The sequence below is a fragment of the Prevotella sp. CAG:592 genome (genome assembly GCF_000436015.1).
Lineage (GTDB): Bacteria > Bacteroidota > Bacteroidia > Bacteroidales > Bacteroidaceae > Prevotella > Prevotella pectinovora.
Genome location: NZ_FR892510.1, coordinates 1 through 1,360 on the forward strand (window position 1 = coordinate 1; position 1,360 = coordinate 1,360).

Genomic DNA, 1,360 nt, shown 5'->3' on the forward strand with positions numbered 1-1,360 from the left:
GTTAGGGCTTGCTTGGATTTTGCTCTTTTAGAAGAGTGGATTTTGTTTGGGTTAAAGAGACAACTCTGTGTGCTACAGATTATCATATACCTTCGCTCCAAAGTCTTCTGAAAAAATCAATGATATAGATACACTCTACATCTCCCATCTTTCTGTTGATAGGATCTAACGAAACTATCAACAGTTTGCTTTCAGGATAATCAGAGGCGAAAGTCTTGAGACCTTTTAAATGCCTTGGCAGTACCTCCTCTACAGATTTTATCTCTATTGCAACTCTTGCATCACCAATCACAGCATCCACCTCTTGACCAGTATAAGCCCTCCAATAACTCAATTGTTCCATACTTTCCTTATAACTCAGCCAAGCTCTTAGCTCTTGAATTACAAGGTGTTCGAAAGCATGACCATACTCTGCCGTGCCTCTCACCAATTCCTTACGATGCAACAAATGATTGGCTACACCTATATCAAAATAATAGAATCGAGGAGCCTGCACCAATCTGCGTTTCATTGTTTTGGTATAAGCAGGTACACGGAATCCTAAAAGAGTGTCCTCCAATATATCAAAATAGTTACCAACAGTATTGGCACTTACACCACAATCTTGAGCTATATTATTGTTATTTATCATTTCGCCATCTGTTAATGCCGCAACCTCCAGAAAACGCTGAAAAGTGTTTAGATTCCTTACAAGAGCCTCTTCCTTGATTTCTTTTAGATAAACATCAATATATGCAGATAGACGGCGATGCGGATTCTTTGCCAGATAATGCGGTGGCAACATTCCATAATTGATAGCTTGTTGTAAATCAAAGTCGGGAATCTCAGCACTCACAAAAGGAAATAGATATATAGGATATGCTCTGCCTCCCAATGTATTATAGCCTTTGCGTTTCAATTTTATGGCACTTGAACCACATAGAATAAACACAAGTCCTTTCTCTGACATCAAACGATGTACTTCATTAAGCAACTCAGGCACTTCTGGTATCTCATCTATAATAACAAGCGTACCTACTTCCTTGTTAGAAAGCATCTCATAAAGCAGAGAAGGCCGACGACTGAAGCGCCCCTTTATAGTTGTATCCAACAAGTCAATGTATATACTGTCTGGAAATTTCTGACGCAAAAAGGTACTTTTTCCTGTCTGACGGGCACCAAACAAAAATATACTATCCTCTAACTCCTTGTCAATATGGCATATACGTTCAATCATACATTATGTATTTGTTCGTTTATATTGCGGATTTTCATAGATTTTCCGCAACGGTATTGCGGATTTTCATGGATTTTTCGCAACAAAGATACAATTATTTATTGAAACATACAAGCTTTATCCCAAATCGGTCATTAGGGCTTG

1 protein-coding gene is annotated in these 1,360 nt (G+C 38.4%); it reads right to left on the reverse strand.

All coding sequences use genetic code 11. The features are described 5' to 3' along the window. Positions 1-82: 82 nt before the first annotated feature. The gene (locus tag QVO99_RS01670; protein WP_022315853.1) at positions 83-1,216 is read right to left on the reverse strand and encodes an ATP-binding protein; all 1,134 of its coding nucleotides are present in this window, start codon (positions 1,214-1,216) and stop codon (positions 83-85) included. Positions 1,217-1,360 lie beyond the last annotated feature (144 nt).